Source organism: Mycobacterium deserti (assembly GCF_025345615.1).
Lineage (GTDB): Bacteria > Actinomycetota > Actinomycetes > Mycobacteriales > Mycobacteriaceae > Mycobacterium > Mycobacterium deserti.
The window spans coordinates 587,711-606,901 of the sequence record NZ_JAODWD010000004.1 but is presented as its reverse complement, the minus strand read 5'-3'; the positions used below and the strand labels follow the sequence as shown (position 1 = coordinate 606,901).

19 protein-coding genes and 2 tRNA genes are annotated in these 19,191 nt (G+C 66.7%); 14 read left to right on the top strand and 7 right to left on the bottom strand.

The annotated features are described in order from the left end of the window. The first annotated feature begins 36 nt into the window (after positions 1-36). Together acpS and N4S67_RS19215 are read left to right on the top strand one after the other, a co-directional pair. Positions 37-429: a holo-ACP synthase AcpS gene (gene acpS, locus N4S67_RS19220; protein ID WP_260994571.1), complete on the top strand. Its 393-nt coding sequence runs from the start codon at positions 37-39 to the stop codon at positions 427-429. A gap of 40 nt (positions 430-469) precedes the next feature. Beyond that, the gene (locus tag N4S67_RS19215) at positions 470-1,816 is read left to right on the top strand and encodes a dipeptidase (RefSeq protein ID WP_260994570.1); all 1,347 of its coding nucleotides are present in this window, start codon (positions 470-472) and stop codon (positions 1,814-1,816) included. Here N4S67_RS19215 and bcp read toward each other — a convergent pair. Then, positions 1,793-2,266: a thioredoxin-dependent thiol peroxidase gene (gene bcp / locus N4S67_RS19210; RefSeq protein WP_390893428.1), complete on the bottom strand. Its 474-nt coding sequence runs from the start codon at positions 2,264-2,266 to the stop codon at positions 1,793-1,795. The genes N4S67_RS19215 and bcp overlap by 24 nt on opposite strands. Before the next feature lie 100 nt (positions 2,267-2,366). Between bcp and N4S67_RS19205 the strand changes: the two genes are divergently transcribed. Next, positions 2,367-2,588, top strand: coding sequence for a DUF3618 domain-containing protein (locus N4S67_RS19205; protein ID WP_260994568.1), 222 nt, complete (start codon positions 2,367-2,369; stop codon positions 2,586-2,588). A gap of 497 nt (positions 2,589-3,085) precedes the next feature. On the opposite strand, the gene N4S67_RS19200 is transcribed toward N4S67_RS19205, so the two are convergent. Continuing rightward, positions 3,086-3,158 (bottom strand) — tRNA-Lys (locus tag N4S67_RS19200). Between the two features lie 152 nt (positions 3,159-3,310). Between N4S67_RS19200 and N4S67_RS19195 the strand changes: the two genes are divergently transcribed. After that, positions 3,311-4,531: a L,D-transpeptidase gene (locus N4S67_RS19195; RefSeq protein WP_260994736.1), complete on the top strand. Its 1,221-nt coding sequence runs from the start codon at positions 3,311-3,313 to the stop codon at positions 4,529-4,531. Positions 4,532-4,585: 54 nt separating this feature from the next. Here the strand turns inward: N4S67_RS19195 and N4S67_RS19190 are convergent. Both N4S67_RS19190 and orn read right to left on the bottom strand, forming a co-directional pair. After that, positions 4,586-4,661 (bottom strand) — tRNA-His (locus tag N4S67_RS19190). Positions 4,662-4,687: 26 nt separating this feature from the next. Beyond that, positions 4,688-5,335 carry an oligoribonuclease gene (gene orn / locus N4S67_RS19185; protein WP_260994567.1) on the bottom strand — a complete coding sequence of 216 codons (648 nt, stop codon included), beginning with the start codon at positions 5,333-5,335 and terminating at the stop codon, positions 4,688-4,690. Between the two features lie 56 nt (positions 5,336-5,391). Here orn and N4S67_RS19180 point away from each other — a divergent pair, with 56 nt between their 5' ends. Further along, the gene (locus tag N4S67_RS19180; RefSeq protein ID WP_260994566.1) at positions 5,392-6,975 is read left to right on the top strand and encodes a DUF853 domain-containing protein; all 1,584 of its coding nucleotides are present in this window, start codon (positions 5,392-5,394) and stop codon (positions 6,973-6,975) included. A 20-nt stretch (positions 6,976-6,995) separates the two neighbouring features. On the opposite strand, the gene cmrA is transcribed toward N4S67_RS19180, so the two are convergent. Continuing rightward, positions 6,996-7,802 (bottom strand): mycolate reductase, encoded by an 807-nt coding sequence (gene cmrA / locus N4S67_RS19175; protein ID WP_260994565.1) that lies wholly within the window; start codon positions 7,800-7,802, stop codon positions 6,996-6,998. A 26-nt stretch (positions 7,803-7,828) separates the two neighbouring features. Between cmrA and N4S67_RS19170 the strand changes: the two genes are divergently transcribed. Continuing rightward, positions 7,829-9,154: an MFS transporter gene (locus tag N4S67_RS19170; protein WP_260994564.1), complete on the top strand. Its 1,326-nt coding sequence runs from the start codon at positions 7,829-7,831 to the stop codon at positions 9,152-9,154. Here N4S67_RS19170 and N4S67_RS19165 read toward each other — a convergent pair. Continuing rightward, complete coding sequence (locus N4S67_RS19165) at positions 9,151-9,933, bottom strand: MmpS family protein (protein WP_260994563.1); 783 nt, start codon at positions 9,931-9,933, stop codon at positions 9,151-9,153. The genes N4S67_RS19170 and N4S67_RS19165 overlap by 4 nt on opposite strands. A gap of 130 nt (positions 9,934-10,063) precedes the next feature. Here N4S67_RS19165 and N4S67_RS19160 point away from each other — a divergent pair, with 130 nt between their 5' ends. The 3 genes from N4S67_RS19160 to N4S67_RS19150 all read left to right on the top strand — a co-directional run bounded on the left by N4S67_RS19160 (position 10,064) and on the right by N4S67_RS19150 (position 12,410). Continuing rightward, positions 10,064-11,905: an alpha/beta hydrolase family protein gene (locus N4S67_RS19160; RefSeq protein WP_260994735.1), complete on the top strand. Its 1,842-nt coding sequence runs from the start codon at positions 10,064-10,066 to the stop codon at positions 11,903-11,905. A gap of 100 nt (positions 11,906-12,005) precedes the next feature. Beyond that, positions 12,006-12,215, top strand: a complete 210-nt coding sequence (locus N4S67_RS19155; protein ID WP_260994562.1) for a hypothetical protein — start codon at positions 12,006-12,008, stop codon at positions 12,213-12,215. A gap of 39 nt (positions 12,216-12,254) precedes the next feature. Further along, a complete protein-coding gene (locus N4S67_RS19150) occupies positions 12,255-12,410 on the top strand; it encodes a DUF6131 family protein (protein WP_260994561.1) in 156 nt (51 codons plus the stop codon). Here N4S67_RS19150 and N4S67_RS19145 read toward each other — a convergent pair. Then, positions 12,407-13,042 (bottom strand): SACE_7040 family transcriptional regulator, encoded by a 636-nt coding sequence (locus N4S67_RS19145; RefSeq protein WP_260994560.1) that lies wholly within the window; start codon positions 13,040-13,042, stop codon positions 12,407-12,409. The two genes, N4S67_RS19150 and N4S67_RS19145, sit on opposite strands and share 4 nt — an antisense overlap. An 88-nt stretch (positions 13,043-13,130) precedes the next feature. Here N4S67_RS19145 and N4S67_RS19140 point away from each other — a divergent pair, with 88 nt between their 5' ends. Genes N4S67_RS19140 through N4S67_RS19120 form a run of 5 tightly spaced genes read left to right on the top strand, consistent with a single transcriptional unit; the run spans position 13,131 to position 19,145 of the window. Further along, positions 13,131-14,669 carry a carboxyl transferase domain-containing protein gene (locus tag N4S67_RS19140; protein ID WP_260994559.1) on the top strand — a complete coding sequence of 513 codons (1,539 nt, stop codon included), beginning with the start codon at positions 13,131-13,133 and terminating at the stop codon, positions 14,667-14,669. Positions 14,670-14,676: 7 nt separating this feature from the next. After that, positions 14,677-16,683 carry an acetyl-CoA carboxylase biotin carboxylase subunit gene (locus N4S67_RS19135; RefSeq protein ID WP_260994558.1) on the top strand — a complete coding sequence of 669 codons (2,007 nt, stop codon included), beginning with the start codon at positions 14,677-14,679 and terminating at the stop codon, positions 16,681-16,683. A gap of 16 nt (positions 16,684-16,699) precedes the next feature. Beyond that, positions 16,700-17,839 carry an acyl-CoA dehydrogenase family protein gene (locus tag N4S67_RS19130; protein WP_260994734.1) on the top strand — a complete coding sequence of 380 codons (1,140 nt, stop codon included), beginning with the start codon at positions 16,700-16,702 and terminating at the stop codon, positions 17,837-17,839. Continuing rightward, a complete protein-coding gene (locus N4S67_RS19125) occupies positions 17,836-18,327 on the top strand; it encodes a MaoC family dehydratase (RefSeq protein WP_260994557.1) in 492 nt (163 codons plus the stop codon). The genes N4S67_RS19130 and N4S67_RS19125 overlap by 4 nt, the downstream gene beginning before the upstream one ends. After that, positions 18,327-19,145 carry an HpcH/HpaI aldolase/citrate lyase family protein gene (locus N4S67_RS19120; protein WP_260994556.1) on the top strand — a complete coding sequence of 273 codons (819 nt, stop codon included), beginning with the start codon at positions 18,327-18,329 and terminating at the stop codon, positions 19,143-19,145. Before N4S67_RS19125 ends, N4S67_RS19120 begins: the two co-directional genes overlap by 1 nt. Positions 19,146-19,191: the final 46 nt, after the last annotated feature.

The following is a 19,191-nucleotide window of genomic DNA, read 5'->3' as shown; positions in this document are numbered from 1 at the left end:
CGCGATGAACGTCAGCACTGAGATAGCGTTCTGCCCATGGCGGTAGTCGGGGTTGGGATCGATCTGGTTTCCATCCCCGACTTCGCCGAGCAGGTCGACCAGCCGGGCACGGTGTTCGCCGAGACGTTCACACCCGGTGAGCGCAGGGACGCCGCCGACAAGAGTTCGTCGGCGGCCCGCCATCTCGCGGCCCGATGGGCGGCCAAAGAGGCCGTCATCAAGGCGTGGTCCGGTTCGCGCTTCGCCAAACGACCGGTGCTGCCGGAGGGCATCCACCGCGACATCGAGGTCATCACCGACATGTGGGGCAGACCGAAGGTGCGGCTCACCGGCGCGATCGCCGAGCATCTGAAGAACGTCACCATCCACCTGTCGCTCACGCACGAGGCCGACACCGCCGCCGCGGTCGCCGTCCTCGAAGAGCGCTAGCCCCCGACTTCCGCGCGAGCCTGCGACTAGCCTCGTGGCCATGAGTGAACTCGTGCAGCGCGTGCGTGAGGTGCTGCCCTCGGTGCGGCGCGACCTCGAAGACCTGATGCGCATCGAGTCAGTGTGGGCCGACCCGGCCCGTCGTCCCGAAGTGGAACGCAGCGCCGACGCCGTTGCGAAGTTGTTGTCGGAGGCCGGGTTCGGCGATGTGCGCATCGTCCGCGAGGGCGGTGCGCCCGCCGTCATCGCCCGGCACAACGCGCCGCCCGGCGCGCCGACGGTGCTGCTGTACGCCCACCACGACGTGCAACCGGAGGGCGATCACCGCCAGTGGGATTCGCCGCCGTTCGAGCCGACCGAGCGCGACGGGCGCCTATACGGTCGAGGCAGCGCCGACGACAAGGCTGGTATCGCAACACATCTCGCCGCATTCCGCGCACACGGCGGCAACCCGCCGGTCGGGGTGACGGTGTTCGTCGAGGGGGAGGAGGAGTCGGGTTCGCCCTCGTTGTCCCGGCTCTTGGCGACCCACCGCGACACGCTGGCATCCGACGTCATCGTGATCGCCGACTCCGACAACTGGAGCACCGAGATTCCGTCGCTGACGGTGTCGCTGCGTGGCCTCGCCGACTGCGTCGTCGAGGTGGCGACGCTGGATCACGGGCTGCACTCAGGGCTGTGGGGCGGTGTGGTGCCCGACGCGCTGAGCGCATTGGTGCGGCTGCTGGCCAGCCTGCACGATGACGACGGCAACGTGGCCGTCGACGGCCTGCACGAGGCCACGGCCGCAGACGTCGACTACCCACCCGAACGTGTCCGTGAAGAGGCGGGTCTGCTCGACGGTGTGTCCGAGATCGGTTCGGGCTCAGTGCCGCAACGGCTCTGGGCCAAGCCGGCGATCACCGTGATCGGTATCGACACCACGCCGATCGGGCAGTCCTCCAACACACTGACTCCGCGTGCCCGCGCGAAGGTCAGCATGCGCGTTGCACCCGGGGGTGACGCACGAGAACATCTGGCCGCGTTGACCCGGCATCTCGAACAGCACGCGCCGTGGGGCGCGCGGGTGACGGTCACGCCGGGCGACCTCGGCCAGCCGTACGTAATCGACGCGACGGGTCCGGTTTACGACGCGGCAAGGGCGGCCTTCCGCGACGCGTGGGGACACGATCCGGTCGACACCGGCGTGGGTGGCTCGATCCCGTTCATCGCCGAGTTCGCCGAGGCGTTCCCCGCGGCGAAGATCTTGGTAACCGGGGTCGAAGACCCTGCGACACAGGCACACAGCGTCAACGAGAGCCTGCACCTCGGTGTGCTCGAGCGGGCCGCGACAGCCGAGGCGCTGCTGTTGGCGAACCTCGGCTCAGACCGACAGGTCGCGCCGTAGCTTGGCGACGTGCCCCGTGGCCCGGACGTTGTACTGCGCCGCGGCGATCTTGCCCTTCTCGTCGACGACGAAGGTCGACCGGATGACGCCCTGAACGGTCTTGCCGTACATCGTCTTCTCGCCGAAAGCGCCCCACGCGGTGAGCACTTCGCGGTCGGGATCCGACAACAGCGGAAAGGTCAGCCCTTCCTTGTCGCGGAACTTCGCGAGCTTCTCCGGCTTGTCGGGGGAGATGCCGACCACGTCGAGTCCGGCGTCGTTGAGCTCGCTGAGGCTGTCGCGAAAGTCGCACGCCTGCTTGGTGCACCCCGGTGTCGAGGCGGCCGGGTAGAAGTACACGATGACCTTGCGGCCCTTGAAATCGGCCAGCCGGACGGTGTTGCCGTCGGCGTCGGACAAGCTGAAGGTCGGGGCCTTGTCGCCCACCTCGAGACGTGGAGTCGCTGCCACGTGGACCATCCCTTCTGATCGACCGGTTCGCTCGGTTGAACACGGGCTGATCTAGGGTAGTGCGACAGCGCATACGACTTTCAGGGCCCGGGAGGAACCAGTGGCGGACCGTGATCCCGACACCATAAAGCGGGACATCGACCAGGCTCGTGACCAGCTGGCGTTAACCGTCGACTCCCTCGCCGAACGCGCGAACCCTCGCAGGATCGCCGACGACGTGAAGTCCGGCGTGCTGCGGTTCGCGCAGAAGCCAGCTGTGATCGCGTCGCTGGCCGGCGCGGTGGTTCTGATACTCGTGGTTCGCGGGATCAGGCGACGCTGAGGCGCCCGCTCAACGCCGCCGGGCGGAGCGGAACCATTCGGTGAACGAGAAGCCGGGGGGGTTGGCGACGCGGCCGATGCGGCTACAGCTGTGCACCGCGACCGGCACCTGCGCAGTTACCTCACCATTCGCTTGGGCGCCCCCTGTGCCCGCTGCGAACGATGCGCTCGTCTGCGACATCAGCTAAGTCCTCGCTTCTTCTGCTGCCCCCCGCGCGACGGAGGATCCCGACGCGTCAGCTAACTGAACTCTAACATTGATAGCCGATTAACCGCTGTTCGAAACCTGACGACCGGCGGATCGTGTTGCGTCCGCAACAATCGCCGGACTCGGCGGCACCGGGGGTCGGCAGCAAACTGAGGCGGTGTAGCACACCATCGGCGGCGTTGGCCCAGGTCAGCGCCCGCAATTGACGGTAACGTCAGCCGCAACGTGGCGAGGCCGACGGGCGAACGTGACGATCGCCACGATCCCCCCGGCCGAAAATCCAGTCTGAGTGCGCCGTCAGGGTTTCGAACCCCGGACCCGCTGATTAAGAGTCAGCTGCTCTACCAACTGAGCTAACGGCGCGCGTGTGCGACAATAACAGGCGTCACGGCACAGGGTGAAATCCCTTTCGCCGGGGACCGTGCAGCGCCGTCGCGGTCGCGCCCCTTGTCCGAATTGCCCTTAGACTGTTGCCAGGAATCGTCGAATCCGTGATGTGCGAGGTGGAGCAGAACATGTGGCAGGTCCAATCCGCGACCCGTCCGCGTCGTCGTCGTGCGTGGCTGGCCGCCATCGCACTGGTGCCCGCCGTGGTACTCGGCCTCAGCGGCTGTGGTGGTGAATCCGCCCCGCCCCAGCCTCAAGTCATCAGCGACAAGGGCACGCCGTTCGGCGATCTATTGGTGCCCAAGCTCATCTCGTCGGTCACCGACGGCGCAGTCGGAGTCAGCGTTGAATCCCCGGTGACCGTCAGCGCGGGCGACGGCGTGCTCGGCGCGGTCACGATGTCCAACGAGGATGGCGCGCCGGTCGCCGGCAAGCTCAGCCCGGACGGCCTGACGTGGTCCACCGCAGAGCCGCTGGGCTACAACGAGGAGTACACGTTGACGGCCGAGGCGTTGGGCCTCGGCGGCGCGACCAGCCGGCAGATGACCTTCGAGACGCATTCGCCGGAGAACCTCACGATGCCGTACGTGCTGCCCAACGACGGCGAGGTCGTCGGCGTCGGTCAGCCCGTCGCGGTGCGATTCGACGAGAACATCACCAATCGGGTGGCGGCGCAACGGGCTATCACCGTCAAGACCAACCCGCCCGTTGAGGGGGCCTTCTACTGGCTCAACAACCAAGAAGTGCGTTGGCGGCCCGCCAGCTACTGGAAGCCGGGCACCACGGTGGACGTAGAGGTCAACACCTACGGCGTCGATCTCGGCGACGGGTTGTTCGGCCAGGAGGATGTCAAGACGCACTTCACCATCGGCGACGAGGTGATCACCACAGTCGACGACAACACCAAGACGATGACGGTCAAGCGCAACGGCGAGGTCATCAAGTCGATGCCGGTGTCGATGGGTAAGAACAGCACGCCCACCAACAACGGGACCTACATCGTCGGCGACCGGCGGTCGCACATGGTGATGGACTCCTCGACGTACGGCGTGCCGACGAACTCGGCCAACGGGTATCGCACCGAAGTGGACTGGGCCACCCAGATCTCCTACAGCGGCATTTACGTGCACGCGGCACCGTGGTCGGTGGGCAGCCAGGGCTACAGCAATGTGAGCCACGGCTGCATCAACGTGAGCACCAGCAATGGCCAGTGGTTCTACGACAACTCCAAGCGAGGCGACATCGTCGAGATCGTCAACACCGTCGGGTCGACACTTCCCGGCACCGACGGGCTCGGCGACTGGAACATCCCGTGGGAACAGTGGAAGGCCGGCAACGCCAACATCTGACGTGACGACGAACGCGGCCCCCGACGTGATTGCCGGGGGCCGCTTTCGTTCTGGTGGGGTGGCTGACGGGGCTCGAACCCGCGACTTCCAGGATCACAACCTGGTGCTCTACCAGCTGAACTACAGCCACCATTGCCGCAAGCGGCGTCGTCGATATTAACCGGTTGAGGGCTCCGCGGCCGAATCCATTGCTCCGTCTTCATCGCCGGGTGGCCCCAATTCGCTGGCGATCGCGGCGATATCGCTGGTCGAAGGCCCTGGAGGCGCGACGAAGGCCGTGCGGCGGTAGTACTTGAGCTCACGGATGGATTCGTGGATGTCGGCCAGCGCCCGGTGGGCCAGACCCTTCTCCGGCTGGCCGAAGTAGATGCGCGGATACCACCGGCGGCACAGCTCCTTGATCGAGCTGACGTCGATCATCCGGTAGTGCAGGAAGTCGTCGAGCTTGGGCATGTCCCGGGCGATGAAGCCGCGGTCCGTCGCGATCGAGTTGCCGGCCAGAGGCGCGGATTTGGCCTGCTTGACGTGTGTGCGGATGTAGTCGAGCACCTGCTCCTCCGCGGCCGCGAGGTCGACGGTCGACGCGCGCACCTCCTCGGTGAGTCCCGACCGCCTGTGCATGTCCCGCACGACCTCGATCATCGACGACAACGCCTGGTCATCGGCGTGGATGACCACGTCGAGGCCGTCGCCGAGGATGTTCAGGTCCGCGTCTGTGACCAGCACCGCAATCTCGATGAGCCGGTCGTTCTTGAGGTCCAGCCCCGTCATCTCACAGTCGATCCACACCAGTTCGTCAACCACGCTTGCTCTTCCCGTCGCTTCGCTCGCCTCCGACGATCACAGTACTGTTTTCGATCATGACCACCGAGTCGAGCGCGACGCCCGCACAGCAGATCGCCGCCGGTTACGCCGCCGAGGGACAGGCCCTTGAACTGGGCGCCGTCGTGGTCGACGGGGTCGCCGACCCGACCGCGAAGGTCCGAATCCCGCTGGCCACGGTCAACCGGCACGGGCTGGTCGCCGGCGCCACCGGCACGGGCAAGACGAAGTCGCTGCAGTTGATGGCCGAGCAACTGTCGGCCGCAGGCGTGCCGTGCTTGATGGCCGACGTGAAAGGCGACCTGTCCGGGCTGTCACGGCCGGGGGAGCCCGCCGACAAGACCGCACAACGCGCCGCGGACACCGGCGACGACTGGACGCCGACTGCCTGCCCCGTCGAGTTCCTGTCGCTGGGGACCAGCGGCATCGGCGTACCGGTGCGGGCCACCGTCTCCAGCTTCGGCCCGATTCTGCTGTCGAAGGTGTTGGGGCTCAACCAGACTCAGGAGTCAACGCTCGGCTTGATCTTCCACTGGGCCGACCAGCAGGGCCTTCCGTTGCTGGATCTGAAGGACCTGCGCTCGGTGATCCAATTCCTCACCAGCGACGAGGGCAAGCCCCAACTCAAGGCGCTGGGCGCCGTGTCCACGACGACGGCCGGGGTCATCCTGCGTGCACTGGTCAACCTCGAGGCCGACGGCGGCGACACGTTCTTCGGCGAACCCGAACTGGAGCCCGAGGATCTGATGCGCGTCGACGCGCAGGGCCGCGGCATCATCACGCTGCTGGAGGTCGGCGAGCAGGCCGCCCGGCCGGTGATGTTCTCCACGTTTCTGATGTGGGTGCTGGCCGATCTCTTCGCGACGCTGCCCGAGGTCGGCGACGTCGACAAGCCGAAGCTGGTGTTCTTCTTCGACGAGGCGCACCTGCTGTTCACCGACGCGTCCAAGGCGTTCCTGGAGCAGGTCGAGCAGACCGTCAAGTTGATCCGGTCGAAGGGCGTCGGTGTGTTCTTCTGCACGCAGTTGCCGACGGACGTGCCCAATGACGTGCTCTCGCAACTGGGTGCGCGCATCCAGCACGCATTGCGCGCGTTCACCCCCGACGACCAGAAGGCACTCGCCAAGACGGTGCGCACGTATCCGAAAACCGATGTCTACGACCTCGAGTCGGCGTTGACGTCACTCGGCATCGGCGAGGCGGTGGTCACTGTGCTGTCCGAGCGAGGCGCACCCACTCCGGTCGCGTGGACCAGGATGCGCGCACCGCGCTCGCTGATGGACACCATCGGTCCCGACGCGATCGCGGCGACCGCGAAAGCCAGCCCTCTGCAAGCCGAGTACGGCCAGACCATCGACCGCGAATCGGCCTACGAGCGGCTGGCCACCAGACTGGCGCCACCGGAGAAGATCGAGCCCGCCGCGCCCCCGGACGCCGAACCGCCCCCTCATGGTGAGGTGCCGCCGATGCCCGCGCCCGTGCAGCCCGAAGGGCCGGGCTTGTTCGACAAGGTGATGGACAGCCCCGCGTTCAAGAGCGCGATGCGCTCGGCGGGCACCGTCATCGGCCGCGAGATCACTCGCAGCATCTTCGGCACCGGTCGCCGCCGTCGCCGCCGCTGACTCCTCCCCGCAATGGGGGGCTAGCTGCCGCCGAGCTTCTTGTAGACGGCGCCGACGATCGGCGTCACGACCGCGCGCGGCGTGTAGCCACTGGCCACCGACATCGCTTTGGAAGTCACACCGGGCACCACCCGCATCTTGTTGCGGTCCAACGCGTCCAACGACTGCTTCGCGGTGTATTCGGTCGAGATCCACAAGAAGTCGGGAATCAACTTCTCGACCAGCGACTGCTCGTCCTGCGACGGCAGTGTTTCGCGAACCGGACCCGGTGCCAGCAGCGTCACGTGCACGCCCTGGCGCTTGAGCTCACCGCGCAGCGACTCGCTGAACGTGTTGACGAACGCCTTGGTTGCCGCATAGGTGGCGTTGTTCGGGATCGGTGAATTGCCCGCCGCCGAACCGGAAATCAGGACGCCGCCGGACTTGCGCGAGACCATGCCCGGTATCACGGCGAGCGCGAGGTCGTGCACGCCAAGCACATTCAGCTGCACCTGAGCCTTTTCACCCGCCGGGTCGAGGGCTGCCACCGGGCCGAACGTCGCGGTTCCCGCGTTGGCGCACAGGATGGAGATGTCGCGCGTGGCCAATTCCTCGCAGAGCTTGGTGCGCTCGGTCGGGTCCGCGAGATCGACCGCCCGCACCTCGACCGTCACTCCGTACTGCGCGGTGATCCGGTCGGCCAACGCGCGCAGCACGTCCTCGCGGCGGGCGGTGATGATCAAGTTGTGCCCGCGGGCGGCGAGCTCGATGGCCAGCGCCTCGCCGATGTTCTGCGAGGCGCCGGTGACGACAGCACGGGCGTCCGCGCTGGGTGCGGGTACTGGCATGGGCCGGACTATATCGTGGGCGGACCATGAGCGAGCCACCCGATTCAGGCCGGCCGTCGACACGCGCGACGAACCGGCGGCAGGTACTCGCGTGGGCGCTGTGGGACTGCGGCTCGACGGGGTTGAACGCCATCGCGGTGACGTTCGTCTTCAACATCTATCTGACCGACACCGTCGCCGACGACCTGCCGTCCGACACGAGCCCGAGCGTGTGGCTCGGTGTCGCGTTGTTCGTCGCCGGGCTGGCGATCGCGGTGTTCGCCCCGGTGACCGGCATCTGGGTGGACGCCGAATGGCGACGGCGGCGCATGCTGGCCGCGCTGACCGGCGTCTCGGTGCTACTCACTGCGTCGATGTACTTGATCCGCGACGACTACCGCTACTTCGTCGCGGGTCTGATCCTGCTCGCCGTCACGTCGGCCTGCACCGAACTGGCCACCGTGCCCTACAACGCGATGCTGCGCCAGTTGTCGACGCCGCAGACCTCGGGCCGGGTCTCGGGATTCGGCTGGGGCATGGGCTATCTCGGCACCGTAGTGCTTCTGCTGCTGATATACGCCGGGTTCACCTCCGGCGACGGCGACACCCGCGGTCTGCTCGACATACCCGCCGCGGAGGGGCAGAACGTGCGAGCTGCGCTGCTGTTGACCGCGGTGTGGTTCGGGTTGTTCGCCGTTCCGGTGCTCGTTGCGGTGCCCAGCGGCGCCCGTCCGCCAGATGCGGGGCTGCAACGCATCGGTTTCATCGGCGCCTACCGCAAGTTGTGGTCGGAGGTCCTGGGCGAGTGGCGGCGGGATCGCCATGTCGTCTACTACCTGCTCGCCAGCGCCGTCTTCCGCGACGGGCTCGCGGGCATCTTCACGTTCGGTGCGCTTCTGGGCGTCAGCGTCTACGGCGTGTCGGGAGCCGACATCCTGCTGTTCGGTGTCGCGGCGAACGTCGTGGCCGGTATCGGCGCCGTGCTGGGCGGGTTCCTCGACGACCGATTGGGGTCCAAGGCGGTCATCGTCGGTTCGCTCGCCGCAATGGTCGTCGCGGGTACGACGCTGATGACGTTGTCCGGCGTCCTCGCGTTCTGGATCTGCGGTCTGCTGCTGTGCCTGTTCATCGGGCCGAGCCAGTCGTCGGCGCGGACCCTGATGCTGCACCTGTCGGCCGAGGGTAAGGAAGGCATCGCGTTCGGCCTCTACACCACCACGGGGCGGGCGGTGTCATTCCTCGCTCCGTCACTGTTCGCGGCGTTCGTCTACGCGTTCGGCACCGACCGCGCAGGCATGGCGGGCCTGTGTGTCGTGCTATTCGCCGGGCTGCTGGCCATGCTCGCGGTGCGCGTGCCGCACCGGCCGAACTAGCCGATCGCGGTGCACACCGTCAGGCCGGCACCGCTGCGCTGCTGCACCACGGCCCCGTCGATCGAGATCGAACAGTTCACTTCGCGGCCGACGTTGATGATGCTGACGCTCGCCGAAGCATCTGCCGGAGCGGACAATTGGACTGCTTTGCTCCAGGGCAGCATCACGTTGAACTCGGTCTGCAGCACCCCGCCCGCGTCTACGTAGGTGATGTTGATGGCGCGTCCGTCGCCGCTGACGTCGTAGACGACGGTCTGCGTCGCCCCCGGCGCGGTGGTTCCGGTGGTTGGCGGGCTGCTCGGCCTGCTCGGCGCGGTGGGGACGGGCACGACGGGTGGCAGCGGCGTGCGCGACGTCGTCGCAGGCGTCGAGGTGGACATGTCCGGTTCCGGCATCGAGGGCAGCGGCGCTACCACCGTCTCCTGGCGTCCGCTGTTGACGATGACCAACGCGATCACCAGGCCGATCACCGCCACCACCGAGACCGCCGCCAGCACCCACAGCCAGCGCGGCGACTTGGGTTCCTCGTCCTGCGGCTCGCCGGGCGCGTAGGGCGCACCGTACTGGCCGGCCGCGTAGGGGTCGTAGCCGTAGGGAGAGGTATCGGACAGGCGCTCGGTCGGCGCCGGCCCGGCGGGGGGCTGGTAGGTGGGGCCGTACGGGGCCTGCCCCGCATACGCCGGGTCGGTATATCCGGAGTAGCCGTCGCCGTACGGCCCGGACTGCTCCTCGCGTCCGCTCCAGCCTGACTGCTCCTCGCGGCGCGGTCTGTCGGTCATACCCACCTCATGGCTGCGAGGGTACCGGTGCAGCCGCATAGCCGGTGGGCAGGCTGTTCAGCGCAAGAGGTGGGGTCTGTGCAAAATTGGTCGCGTGGGAGATCAGGTTCGTCGCATCTACGGCGCCTCGATGTCGCCGGACGCCACCGCGTTCGCACACCTCGTCGACGACGGCGGCTACCCCCGGGCGGTGCAGCGTTTCCTTCGCGGCTGGCGGGCTAGTTCGTCGCGCGACGTCGAACTGCCCGTCGAAGGCCCGGTCACCCGTGTGCTGCACTCCGCTGACGGTCACTGGCTGGCGTGTCAGGTTGCGCCCGAAGGCGGCACCCGCAGTCAAATTTGGGTCGTCACAACCGATCCCGACGATCGCGCCGCCCGTCGGATTGATTGGTGGCCTGTCGGTGTGCAAGAAGGTACCGCCGAGCTGATCAGCTGGGACGGCACCAAAGTCGCGGCGATCCTCACCGACGAGAACGGCGTCGGCAGTTCCTGCCTCATCGACCCGGCGACCGGCGACCAGATCGTGTTGGACCGCCGATCTGCGGGCCGTCTCGTCGACGCCTGGGCCGGCGCCGCTCTGGTGCGCGTGGGGCCGCGCGGCTACCGCGATTTGATCCTGCTTCGTGGCCGGACCGAAACCGCGCTGCTGCCATACGATCCGGGTTCGACGACGGACTTCGGGATCATTCTCGACGACCACGGTCCGCGGCGGTTGCGCACTGGCATGGAGGGCGACACTACCGAGCTGTACCAGCCGGCCACGAATTTCGACGTGAACAGCACCGCGGGTTACGTTCGCGCGCTGATCCGCAGTGAGAACGGCACCGAGCACGCCCGTCTACTCGAAGTCACCGCGACTGCCGACGGCGTTTCCTACCAGGTAGTGGCCGAGCGGCCTGGTTGCGAACTCGATGAGTTCACCGTCAGCGACGACTTGTCCACTGTGGCGATGTTGTGGAACATCCACGGCGCCAGTGAGTTACAAGTACTCGAACTCGCCGACTTCACGTTGCACGAGCCGATCCCGCTGCCCGGCATGGTGGCCAGTGAGCTGAGCATCAGCGCGGGCGGCTCCATGTTGGCGATGACGGTCGAGGGGCCGTCGACGCCGCCGACGGTCGAGCTGGTGGATCCGCGGACGCGTGAGTGGGAGCCCGTCGACCGCGAGCCCAGCCTCGGGCCGGTGAGTGCGGACCCAACGCTGGAGACCGTCACGGCGCGCGACGGCATGAAGTTCACCGGCTGGCTGTTCCGTCCGCCCGAGGGCATCGAGTCGATCGGCGCGATGCTGTTCCTGCACGGCGGCCCCGAGGGGCAGGGCCGGCCCGGATACAACGAGTTCTTCCCGGCACTACTCAAAACGGGCATCAGCGTGTTCCTGCCGAACGTCAGGGGTTCCGGCGGCTTCGGCAGGTCGTTCATGCACGCGGACGACAAGGAACGCCGTTATGCGGCAATCGACGACGTCGCCGATGCCGTCGAATTCCTCGCGGTCAACGGCGTGGCCCCGGCGGACCGGATCGCGTGTTGCGGATGGTCCTACGGTGGCTACCTGACCCAGGCGGCGCTGACGTTCCACCCGCACCTGTTCGCCGCGGGTATCAGCATCTGTGGGATGAGCGATCTGAACACCTGGTACCACACCACCGAACCGTGGATCGCGGCTGCGGCATATCCCAAATACGGCCATCCCGTCAGCGACCGCCAACTGCTGGAGGATCTGTCGCCGCTACAACGGGTCGACGCGCTGACAGCGCCGCTGCTACTCGTGCACGGCGCGAACGACACGAACGTTCCGCCCACCGAATCGCAGCAAATGTTCGACGCCTTGCGCGCGCGGGGTCGTTTTGCCGAATTGTTGATGTTCGACGACGACGGGCACGAGATCGACAAGCGCGAGAACCGCGCGGTGCTGGTCAAAGCCATGTGCGAGTGGCTGCTTGCGGCTTTCACGCCCTCAGCTAACTCGTGACCCAACTGTTGCCATCGAACAGGTTTGACGAAATTGTCCCAAGGGTAAAGTCACTGCTGCACGCGTCAGTAAATGGCGCTAACCGGGATGGAGGCGCAGCATGCGAGGCGGCGGAATATTAGGCGTCATTGTGCTCGTGTGGTTGCTCATCGGCGTGGTCGCGGCCTATCAACGCGATTACTTCACCAACAGCTCGACGAACTGCGCGACAGCGGGGAGCATCGCGCTCACCGTCGTTGTCGGCCCGTTGAATTACGCAGGTGTCAATCCAAAAGTCACCAATTGCAATCTGCCTGAACCCAGCCAGTAGTCGACTGGCAGTGAACAATTCAAAAGTAAAGGAGTCATCGTGATCGTCCTCGGAATTATCCTGCTGGTGCTAGGGCTACTGCTCAAGATGTCGATCCTGACCTACATCGGTGTCGTGCTACTCGTCATCGGCGCGGTCTTCTGGATCCTCGGCTCCGTCGGGCGACCCGTCGGTGGTCGAAAAGTCTGGTACTAGCGCTTCACAGCTCCACCGGCCGAGGTCAGTGCAGCGACCGTCATCGCGCGAAGGACGGTACGCGAACTGGCCTCGGCCGTTTTTGCGGTACCCGGCTTCACCGAATGCGGCGTCGAATTCAACAAGCCGAACGCTGCGTGCGCCATCACCCGGGCGTCCTGCTCCCCGAGCGAATCGTCCAGCTGCCTCAACACATCCACCCAGATCTCCACGTACTGCCGCTGCGACTTCCGGACCTGCCGCTTGGCGTTGGGCGGCAAGTGCCCGAGGTCGCGATCCTGGATGCGGATCAGGTCAGACTCCAACAATGCGAAGTCCAAATGGAAGTCGATGAGACCGTCCAAAGCCGCGGCCGGGTCCGACGCGCCGGCAACGACATTCGTAGCGCCGGCCAGCAGCCGGGTGCTGATGCCCACCAGCAGCTCGACCAGCAGTGCCTCCTTATTGGGGAAGTGGCGGTAGATGGCCGGGCCGCTGACACCCACTGCAGCTCCGATGTCTTCCAACCGCACCGCGAGGTAACCCCGCTCGGCCACCAATCGCTCGGCCGCGGCAATCAGTTGTGAGCGGCGATCGGACTTCGCCTTGCTGCGGCGCGTCGAGTCCGGGGCAGGCATCGCAGCAGGAGCCATGCCACCTCCAACCCGCCATGGACATTTCGGTTAATCGTGACTAACATACCATCAGTTAGTCGTCATTAACTCCAAAGAACGGTCACCAATGACTCATCGCGAGGAGCACCTCGCACTGGTCGGCCAGTTGCGCGAAAAGCTGGCGACGGCGGCGCTCGGCGGCCCGGCGCGCGCCCGTGAGAGGCATGTCGGCCGCGGCAAGCTGCTTCCCCGCGACAGGGTGGACGGCCTGCTCGATCCCGGCAGCGCGTTTTTGGAGTTGGCGCCGTTGGCGGCCGACGGCATGTACGACGACGAGTGCCCCGGCGCAGGCATGATCGCCGGCATCGGTCGGGTCTCGGGGCGCGAATGCATGATCGTGGCCAACGACGCGACGGTCAAAGGTGGCACGTACTACCCGGTCACCGTCAAGAAGCACCTGCGCGCGCAGGAGATCGCCGGGCAGAACCGGTTGCCGTGTATCTACCTCGTCGACTCGGGCGGAGCATTCCTTCCTCGGCAGGACGAGGTGTTCCCCGACCGTGAGCACTTCGGTCGCATCTTCTTCAACCAGGCCAACCTGTCGGCCGAGGGCATCCCGCAGATCGCGGCCGTGCTGGGTTCATGCACGGCGGGTGGGGCGTATGTGCCCGCGATGAGCGACGAGGCCGTGATCGTTCGCAACCAGGGCACGATCTTCCTGGGCGGTCCACCGCTGGTGAAGGCCGCGACGGGGGAGGTCGTGACGGCCGAGGAACTCGGCGGTGGTGACCTGCACTCGAAAACCTCAGGCGTGACAGACCATTTGGCGCACGACGACCGCGACGCGCTGCGCATCGTCCGTCGGATTGTGGCCACGCTCGGCCCGCGCGAGCCGGTTCCGTGGGAGGTCGCCCCGACGGTCGACGCGATCGCTGACCAGTCCGAGTTGTACGACGTGGTTCCCGTCGACTCGCGGGTGCCTTACGACGTGCACGAAGTCATCACCCGGGTCGTCGACGGGGGAGAGTTCTCCGAGTTCAAGGCGGAATACGGCAGCACACTGGTCACCGGGTTCGCGCGCATTCACGGCCACCCCGTCGGCATCGTCGCCAACAACGGGGTGCTGTTCGGCGAATCCGCGCTCAAGGGTGCGCATTTCATCGAGTTGTGCGACAAGCGCATGACGCCGCTGCTGTTCCTGCAGAACATCTCCGGCTTCATGGTCGGGCGCGACTACGAGGCCGGCGGCATCGCCAAACATGGGGCGAAAATGGTCACCGCGGTCGCGTGCGCGCGAGTGCCCAAGCTGACCGTTGTCATCGGCGGTTCCTACGGAGCGGGCAACTACTCGATGTGCGGGCGTGCGTATTCGCCGCGCTTCCTGTGGATGTGGCCGAACGCGCGCATCTCGGTGATGGGCGGTGAGCAGGCCGCGTCCGTGCTGGCCACGGTCCGCGGCGACATGACCCCCGAGGAGGAGGAGAGGTTCAAGGCGCCGATCCGCCAGCAGTACGAGGACCAGGGTAACCCGTACTATTCGACCGCACGGTTGTGGGACGACGGCGTCATCGACCCGGCTGACACCAGAACGGTTCTCGGCCTTGCGCTTTCGGTGGTGGGGCAGGCGCCCCTCGAGTCCGTCTCCTACGGCGTCTTCCGGATGTGATGTGCACATGACCTTCGATACTGTTCTGATCGCCAACCGCGGGGAGATAGCCGTCCGCGTCATCAAGACGCTGCGTGCGATGGGCATCCGGTCAGTCGCCGTGTTCAGCGACGCCGACGCAGGCGCTCGCCACGTACGGGAGGCCGACGTCGCGGTGCACATCGGACCGGCCTCAGCGCGCGAGAGCTACCTCGACATCGAAGCCGTGGTCGCAGCGGCCAAGCGTACCGGCGCTCAGGCCGTCCACCCCGGTTACGGATTTCTCTCGGAGAACCCGCAATTCGCCGCGGCGCTGCAGACGGCGGGCATCGCGTTCATCGGTCCGCCGGTGGTTGCCATTGAGACCATGGGCGACAAGATCGCGGCCAAGGCCGCGGTGTCGGCCTTCGGAGTTCCTGTCGTTCCCGGGGTTTCGCGGCCGGGCCTCACCGACGACGACCTGGTAGCCGGCGCCGCGGATGTCGGCTATCCGGTACTGGTCAAACCCTCCGCCGGGGGTGGCGGCAAGGGGATGCGGGTCGTCCACGACGCTTCGGAGTTGCCCGCCGCACTGGCCAGTGCGCGACGCGAGGCAGCCGCCGCATTCGGCGACGACACGCTCTTCATCGAGCGATTCGTGTTGAATCCCCGCCACATCGAGGTGCAGGTGCTCGCCGACAGCTACGGCAACGTCGTGCACCTCGGGGAGCGTGAATGCAGCCTGCAACGCCGCCATCAGAAGGTCATCGAGGAGGCGCCATCGCCGCTGCTCGACGAGGCGACCCGCGCGCGCATCGGCGCCGCGGCGTGCGACACGGCCCGCAGCGTGAACTACACAGGCGCAGGCACGGTCGAGTTCATCGTGTCAGCGGACCGTCCCGACGAGTTCTTCTTCATGGAGATGAACACGCGGCTGCAGGTCGAACATCCGGTCACGGAGCTTGTCACCGGTATCGACCTCGTCGAACAGCAGGTGCGTATCGCGGCGGGTGAGAAACTGCCCATCGCTCAAAACGACGTCACGATGCGCGGCCACGCGATCGAGGCCCGGGTCTACGCCGAAGACCCGGCACGCGGGTTCCTGCCGACCGGGGGAAGGGTGCTCGACCTCGTCGAACCCGACGGTGTGCGCATCGATTCGGGGCTTCTGCGCGGATTCGTCATCGGCAGCGACTACGACCCGATGCTGGCGAAGGTCATCGCCCACGCCGGCGACCGGACCACCGCCCTCCGCACCCTGGACCGCGCGCTGGCCGAGACCGCCGTGCTCGGCGTGACCACCAACATCGAGTTCCTCCGTTTCCTGCTGGCCGATGCCGACGTGGCCGCGGGCCGTCTCGACACCGGCCTGCTGGATCGTCGCATGCCGGACTTCCATCCCGCCGAAGCCGGTGACGCCGAGTTGATCGCCGCGGCAGCGTACAAATGGCTGCACGCGTGGCCGACACCCGCGGGCGACCTGTGGGCGGTGCCGTCCGGATGGCGTATGGGGGAGCTGGCACCGACGACGTACCGGCTGCACTCCGGCGAGCGCACCGACCACGTGCACCTCACGGGCTCGCCGTCGTCGGCGACCGCGGTGGTCGAGGAGGGCGAGAAGCGTGCGCTGACTGCGGCTCTCGTCGACGGCAGGCTGGTGATCACGTTGGACGGACTGCGCACCGACTACCACGTCGCCTGCGCCGACGGTCAGATCTGGCTGGCCGGTGGTGGCCACATCGCTGTCGTCGAGGAGCTGCGCGAGGCTCCGGTCCGGCCCGACGACGCACACAGCGGTGACGCCGAGCTGACCAGCCCGATGCCCGGTTCGGTTGTCGCCATCGGCGTTTCCGACGGTCAGCGCGTCGAGGCGGGGACGGCCGTCGTCACCGTTGAGGCGATGAAAATGGAACACGCGTTGACCGCACCGGTCGAGGGCGTGGTGGAACTGCTGGTCGCCGTTGGCGATCAGGTCAAGGTGGGCCAGCCGCTGGCGCGAGTCGTCGTCGAGGCCGCCCCCATGCAGAACGAAGAAAAGGAAGCTCGTGTCCTCTGAATTCCTGGCGACCGGCATGCTGCCCGATCACTACGAGCAACTGGCCAAGACGGTCCGCGACTTCGCCCAGAGCGTGGTCGCGCCGGTCGCGGCAAAGCACGACGAAGAGCACTCGTTCCCGTACGAGGTGGTCGCGGGCATGGCCGACATGGGTCTGTTCGGCCTGCCGTTCCCGGAGGAGTACGGGGGCATGGGCGGCGACTACTTCGCGCTGTGTCTGGCGCTGGAGGAACTCGGCAAAGTTGACCAGAGCGTCGCGATCACGCTGGAGGCCGGGGTCTCGCTGGGCGCCATGCCGGTGTACCGCTTCGGCAACGAGGACCAGAAGCAGGAGTGGCTGCCGCTGCTGACAAGTGGCAAGGCGCTCGGCGCGTTCGGACTGACCGAAGCGGGCGGCGGCACCGACGCAGGCGCCACCAAGACGACGGCCAAGCTGGACGACGGGCACTGGGTCATCAACGGCACCAAGCAGTTCATCACCAACTCGGGCACCGACATCACCAAGCTGGTGACCGTCACCGCGGTCACCGGTGAACGCGAGGGCGGAAAGAAGGAGATCTCGTCGATTCTGGTGCCGGTTCCCACCGACGGGTTCACCGCTGAACCGGCGTACAACAAGGTGGGCTGGAACGCGTCGGACACCCACCCGCTGAGCTTCGACGACGTGCGCGTGCCGCAGGAGAACCTGCTCGGCGAGCGAGGCCGTGGATATGCGAATTTCCTGCGCATCCTCGATGAGGGCCGCATCGCGATTGCCGCGTTGTCGGTCGGTGCCGCGCAGGGCTGTGTCGACGAATGCGTCAAGTACGCGAAGGAACGCGAGGCCTTCGGCGCGAAGATCGGTACCTATCAGGCCGTTTCGTTCAAGATTGCCCGCATGGAGGCGCGCGCGCACGCCGCGCGTACGGCCTACTACGACGCCGCCGCCCTGATGCTGGCAGGCAAGCCCTTCAAGAAGGCCGCCGCTGTGGCCAAGCTGGTGGCCAGCGAGGCGGCGATGGACAACGCCCGCGATGCCACCCAGGTGTTCGGCGGCTACGGGTACATGAACGAGTATCCGGTGGCCCGGCACTACCGCGACAGCAAGATCCTCGAGATCGGGGAAGGGACAACGGAAGTGCAGCTGATGCTGATTGCACGTGAGGCGGGCCTGTGAGCGAGGACAGGCGGGTTGTCGTTCAGCGTGGCCTGTGGTTCGAGGAATTCGAACCCGGCGTGCTGTATCAACACCGACCCGGCCGCACCATCACCGAGGCGGACAACGTCTTCTTCACCACGCTGACGATGAACACCCAGGCGCTGCATCTGGACGCGGCGTTCTCCGACGCCCTGCCGCCGTTCAACCAGCGGCTGGTCAATTCGATGTTCACGCTGTCGACGCTCGTCGGCTTGTCGGTCGCGCAGCTGACGCAGGGCACCATCGTCGGCAACCTGGGCTTCGGTGAGGTCGCTTTTCCCAAGCCACTGTTCCACGGCGACACGCTGTACGCCGAGACGGAAGTGACTGACAAGCGCGAGTCCAAGAGCCGACCCGGCGAAGGCATCGTCACGTTCGCGCACACCGGTCGCAATCAGCACGGCGACATCGTCGCGACGGCCTCACGCAAGACGATGGTGCGCAAGAAGCCGGCGGGGGAGGCATAGTGGCACTCGACCAGCCCGGTGTCGCATGGTTGTTCTGCCCGGCCGACCGGCCGGAGCGGTTCGAAAAGGCGGCTGCGGCAGCCGATGTGGTGATCCTCGACCTCGAGGACGGGGTCGCGGCGAAGGACAGGGAAGCCGCGCGTGCCGCGCTGATCGACACGCCGCTGGACCCTGCGCGCACCGTGGTGCGGGTCAACCCCAGCGCCACCGCCGACCACCAACTCGACCTCGAGGCGCTGGCGAAGACGTCCTACGCCACGGTCATGCTCGCGAAAACCGAAGACCCACAACAGGTGCGCGACCTTGCACCCCTTGACGTCGTGGTGCTCATCGAGACGCCGTTGGGCGCGCTGGCCGTCAACGACCTGGCGCGGATGGACAATGCGATGGCGCTGATGTGGGGCGCCGAGGACCTGTTCGCGGTCACCGGTGGCACCGCCAACCGGTACCCCGACGGCAGCTATCGCGAGGTGGCCCGCCACGTGCGGTCGGCGACACTGCTGGCGGCCAAGGCGTACGGGCGGCTGGCCTTGGACTCGGTCTACCTGGACATCAAGAATCTCGACGGGTTGCGCGGTGAGGTCGACGACGCGGTCGCGGTCGGCTTCGACGTGAAAGTCGCGATCCACCCGTCGCAGGTGGCGGTCATCCGCGAGGGCTACACGCCCGGCGCTGAGCAGGTCGAATGGGCGCGACGCGTTCTCGACACGGCCCGCGATCAGCGGGGCGTCTTCGCATTCGAGGGCATAATGGTGGATGCCCCAGTTCTGCGGCGAGCAGAGTGCATCGTCGCGTTGGCGCCACACCCCGGCAGCTGACGGACGGACCCCCCCACCAGGGGTTGCTCTGACCGCCTCCGTACTG

Excerpts from the sequence above, each read along its gene's own strand:
- N4S67_RS19165 (WP_260994563.1), bottom strand. The coding sequence starts at position 9,933 with ATGACCGACAGACCGCGCCGCGAGGAGCAGTCAGGCTGGAGCGGACGC.
- N4S67_RS19160 (WP_260994735.1), top strand. The coding sequence starts at position 10,064 with ATGTCGCCGGACGCCACCGCGTTCGCACACCTCGTCGACGACGGCGGC.
- N4S67_RS19145 (WP_260994560.1), bottom strand. The coding sequence starts at position 13,042 with ATGGCTCCTGCTGCGATGCCTGCCCCGGACTCGACGCGCCGCAGCAAG.
- N4S67_RS19130 (WP_260994734.1), top strand. The coding sequence starts at position 16,700 with ATGCTGCCCGATCACTACGAGCAACTGGCCAAGACGGTCCGCGACTTC.
- N4S67_RS19140 (WP_260994559.1), top strand. The coding sequence starts at position 13,131 with ATGACTCATCGCGAGGAGCACCTCGCACTGGTCGGCCAGTTGCGCGAA.
- N4S67_RS19180 (WP_260994566.1), top strand. The coding sequence starts at position 5,392 with ATGACCACCGAGTCGAGCGCGACGCCCGCACAGCAGATCGCCGCCGGT.
- N4S67_RS19135 (WP_260994558.1), top strand. The coding sequence starts at position 14,677 with ATGACCTTCGATACTGTTCTGATCGCCAACCGCGGGGAGATAGCCGTC.
- cmrA (WP_260994565.1), bottom strand. The coding sequence starts at position 7,802 with ATGCCAGTACCCGCACCCAGCGCGGACGCCCGTGCTGTCGTCACCGGC.
- acpS (WP_260994571.1), top strand. The coding sequence starts at position 37 with ATGGCGGTAGTCGGGGTTGGGATCGATCTGGTTTCCATCCCCGACTTC.
- N4S67_RS19195 (WP_260994736.1), top strand. The coding sequence starts at position 3,311 with ATGTGGCAGGTCCAATCCGCGACCCGTCCGCGTCGTCGTCGTGCGTGG.
- N4S67_RS19170 (WP_260994564.1), top strand. The coding sequence starts at position 7,829 with ATGAGCGAGCCACCCGATTCAGGCCGGCCGTCGACACGCGCGACGAAC.
- N4S67_RS19215 (WP_260994570.1), top strand. The coding sequence starts at position 470 with ATGAGTGAACTCGTGCAGCGCGTGCGTGAGGTGCTGCCCTCGGTGCGG.
- N4S67_RS19155 (WP_260994562.1), top strand. The coding sequence starts at position 12,006 with ATGCGAGGCGGCGGAATATTAGGCGTCATTGTGCTCGTGTGGTTGCTC.